At 71.4% G+C, this 3951-nt stretch carries 3 protein-coding genes; all 3 read right to left on the bottom strand.

Annotation, left to right across the window (positions count from 1 at the left end):
* Nucleotides 1–1000: transcriptional regulator (locus AC08ON_RS16845; RefSeq protein ID WP_476617317.1), on the bottom strand; the 1000-nt coding region annotated here is incomplete at its 3' end.
* Between the two features lie 354 nt (nt 1001–1354).
* Complete coding sequence (locus tag AC08ON_RS16840) at nt 1355–2512, bottom strand: ABC transporter ATP-binding protein (RefSeq protein WP_476606888.1); 1158 nt, start codon at nt 2510–2512, stop codon at nt 1355–1357.
* A gap of 25 nt (nt 2513–2537) precedes the next feature.
* The gene (locus tag AC08ON_RS16835) at nt 2538–3896 is read right to left on the bottom strand and encodes an extracellular solute-binding protein (protein ID WP_476606889.1); all 1359 of its coding nucleotides are present in this window, start codon (nt 3894–3896) and stop codon (nt 2538–2540) included.
* Nucleotides 3897–3951 lie beyond the last annotated feature (55 nt).

Here is a 3951-nt window from a genome sequence, read left to right as displayed (position 1 = left end):
AGGCGGGCTCCTCAGGCCGCGCGGTGACCATCGCATCCTCCGAGCAGGCCAGCGCCTGCGCGCAGGCGCTGGCCTCCCCGAGCGCGGCATGAGCACGGGCCCGCCGCATGTGCAGCATGGCGCCGACGCGACCGGACGCCCCCTCGGCGCTGGCCACGGCGGCCTCGGCCAGATCCACCGCCTCCCGCGGGCGGGCGAAGTCCACGCACTGCAGGGACATGTTCTTCAGCACGTTCGCACCGAGCATGCGGTCCCCGCCGGCGTGCGCGGCATGCAGCGCGGTGATCCAGTACCGCTGGGCGGCCGTCTGGAAGCCGGCGTCGAACGAGACCCACCCCGCGAACCGGGCGAGCTCCGCGGCCACCAGATGCAGGTGACGGCCCACATGCTCGGTATAGGATCCGCGCGCCAGCAGGTCCGCCACCACGCCGAGCTCGGCGTCGACCAGCCGGCGCACGCTCTCCCCACCGAGCCGCTCATCCATGACCCGCAGCCCGGGGATGTTGTGCTCGATCCGGTTCACGATCTGGTCGTCGACCCGTCCCCCGTTCAGGGCCGCCGCCAGCCGGGCCGGTTCCATGCCGAGCCACTGCGTCGCGAGTTCCGCCACCCCGGTCCCAGTGATCGTCAGGAAGCCGCGGCGGTCGGAGAGCGCGTCCTCGACGACGTCCATGATCGAGGTTATGCTGCCACCCGGCGTCCACGGGTACTCGGTGCGCACCGCGTCGCCGGTCGGTAGCCACGCGGGCCAGGGGTGCGACTCCAGGCGATCGTTGGGGACGCCGAGCTCCGCGGCGAGCGCGAGCTGGGACACCCGGTCGGGCACGACCCCACGGTGCTCCCAGCGCCAGACCTTCTGCCGCTCGGCGGCCATGTTCGCCACCCCGAGGTCACGTGCGCGGCGGGCCACGACCCGCGCCAGACGCTGGTAGGACCACCCGCGCTGGGCTCGGATGAACGCAAGCGGATGAGTGCAGGCATGAGCGTTATCCGTCAGCATCGACGATCTCCTCGCAGTCGCATCTCCAGGGGCACTTCCGTGAGTACCTACTAACGCTATGTCGCGACATCTTGGTGCTCCAAGAGACGACTCCGGTGCGATGCGTGCACAGAGGTCACTCCCGGACCACTGGCGGGCCCTGATTGCACGCATGTCCGCCGAGCGTCCGAAAAAAGTGTGTTATATTTATCTTTTGGTCGAATGCGACCACGTCGACCGGTCAGAAATTCTCCCGAGTCGGGCAGCCGGGGACAGGCCCACGGGGAGGGCCCCTCCGCGATTCACGCGGCGCCGATCCGACTGGACGCGCGGGGTGGGAGGGGGACGGCTGCGGCGGATCGAGGCTGCGCCGCGTCAGATCCGGGCGCCGGCGGCGTCGAAGAAGGTCAGGGTGGACAGCGGTGCGCGCAGGGTGACCCGCATGCCCACGCCGAGCACCTCAGCGGCGTCGACCCTGACGGCGAGCACCCCGGCGGAGGTCCGGACGTACACCGTCCGCTCCGCCCCGAGCCGCTCGCTCACCACGACCTCACCGGTTACCCGCAGCGCGTCCGACGCCAGCGCCACCGGCGCCACCACGGCGTCCGCCGGTAGCGATCCTGATCCAGTGGAAGCCGCCGCCACCAGGACCAGGTGCTCGGGCCGGACTCCGAACGCCGTCGCGCCGGCGGGGGCGGCCAGGGCGAATCCGTCCCCGTGCAGTTGGCCGTCATGCCAGCGTCCCTCCCGGACGTTCATCGGCGGGCTGCCGATGAACGCCGCGACGAAGCGCGTGGCGGGCCGGTCGTAGATCTCGTCGGGCGTCCCGATCTGCTGCAGCCGGCCGCCGCTGAGCACCGCGACCCGGTCACCGACCGCCATCGCCTCGGCCTGGTCGTGCGTGACGAACAGGGCGGTGGTGCCGAGCCTGCGCAGCAGGCCCACGATCTCGACCCGCAGATCGACCCGGAGCTGGGCGTCGAGCCCCGACATCGGCTCGTCCAACAGGATCACCCGGGCCCGGGTCGCGAGTGCCCGGCCGATCGCGACCCGCTGGCGCTGGCCCCCGGACATCTTCGCGGGCCGGCGAGCTGCCAGCTCACCGATGCCGAGCATGTCCAGCGTCTCACGGGCCCGGGCCACCGCCGCGGCCTTCGGCAGGCCGCGGCCGTGACGCAACGCCAGGGTGAGGTTCTCCAGGGCCGTCAGATGCGGGTAGAGCGCGAAATGCTGGAAGACCATGGACACGTCCCGGCGGTGGGGTGCAACGCCAAGCTGGCTGACCCCGCCGAAACGCAGATCACCCGACGTCGGCTCCTCGAGCCCGGCGCAGATCCGCAGCAGCGTCGACTTGCCCGAGCCGGACGGTCCGAGCAGCGCGACGATCTCCCCCGGCGCAACCGTCAGCGTGACGTCGCGCAGCGCATGGACCGGGCCGAACGACCGGCCCAGCCCGTCGATCTCGATCGGCACCCCCGTGGTGGCGGCCGTCACCACGGCGGGTCCGTCGGCCGGTTCCGTGATCCGGGTCATCGGTCTCTCCCGCGGCGTCCGCCGGTCAACGGGTGAGTTCCACAGCCTGGCTCTGGGCCGCGGCGAGGGCCCTGACCGGGTCCTCGCCCTTGAGGATGCGCTGCACCTGGTCCGAGATCGCGCTCGGGACCTCCCCGCCGCAGGCCCCGCTCCAAGCCGGCGCCTTCACCAGCGAGGGGATGAGCGCGTTGAACGGCTTGAGCTGCGGATAGGTCGCGTAGAACGACCCGAGCTGGCTGACGGCCTGAGTATCCACCGGGATGTAGCTCAACGCCTCCGTGCTCGCGGCCACGACGTCCGGCGAAAGCAGCGACACGACCAGTTCGGTCGCCATCTCCCGCTGGCAGCGATCGGTGGACAGGACCGTCAGCGCGTTGCCGCCCGCGACCGGGTGCTGGGTCCCGCCGGGCAGAGTCGGGAACGGGACCGCGCCGGCCCGGAAACCCTTCGTCCCCTGCCCCGCGATGAACTTCAGCCCGCCGGCCACGGAGGCCACCGTCACGGCGGTCATCGCCGTCTGCCGGCGGATGCCGAACCGCAGCAGGCCCTGCTGGGTCGGATCGGCGGAGTGCGTACCGTAGCTCGCGGCCTTCGCGAGGAACGCGGCGGCCTCGCGGGCCGCCGGGGTGTTCAGGGCGGGCCGACCGTTCGCGTCCTGGATCGGCGTCCCCTTGGAGCTGGCCAGGGTGTTGAGGATCCACTGCCCGAACTGCTGGCCGGTCGGCAGGTCGAGGGGCTGGATATTCTGACCCGAAGCCTTGATCTTGTCAGCGGCGGCGATCACCCCGTCGGTCGTGCCCAGCGTCGCCGGATCGACGCCGGCCTTCTGCAGCACGTCGAGGTTGTAGACCAGGGCCAGAGACGACACCTGCTGGGGAATACCGATCTGCTTCCCGGCGACCTGCCCGAGGCCGACCAGCCGTTGGTCGTAGGACGCGCGCAGCAGGCGCGGGGAGAGCTCCTGGGCGCCGAGGTCCCGGGCGAAGGTCGGGAGCAGGTCGAAGCCGGCGACCGCCACGTCGACGGAACGGCCGGCCGAGCGGTCGGCGCTGATCTGCTGGACGAGGGAGGTGTAGTCCGGCGCGCTCGTGTTGAGGTCCACGGTGAGGCCGGGATGCGCCTTCTCCAGATAGGCCTTGCCGGATTTCGCGACGTCGTTGAGCGTGCCGACGGCGGACATCCGCAGCGTCTTGACCTGGGCCACGCAGGCGGGCGACGCCTTGGCGCCCGCCACGTTGTCGACGCCGGCGTCGGCTGGGCGGGCCGTGGGGCGCAGGCTCTCCGCGGGGTCTGCCGGGCTCGCGTCACCACCGCCGCCGCACGCGGTCAGAATGATCATCGCGGCAGCGACGGGCAGCGGCAGCATTCGGCGAATACGGATCACACGTTCTTCCTCTCAGCTTGTCGTTTAACCTGTCGGTCCTTCAGATCCTGCGGCT

The sequence above is a fragment of the Frankia sp. CoWAU3 genome (assembly GCF_977971855.1).
The sequence above is the reverse complement of the archived record's forward strand: the minus strand, read 5'-3'. Positions and strand labels throughout refer to the sequence as shown.

Excerpts from the sequence above, each read along its gene's own strand:
- AC08ON_RS16840 (WP_476606888.1), bottom strand. The coding sequence starts at position 2,512 with ATGACCCGGATCACGGAACCGGCCGACGGACCCGCCGTGGTGACGGCC.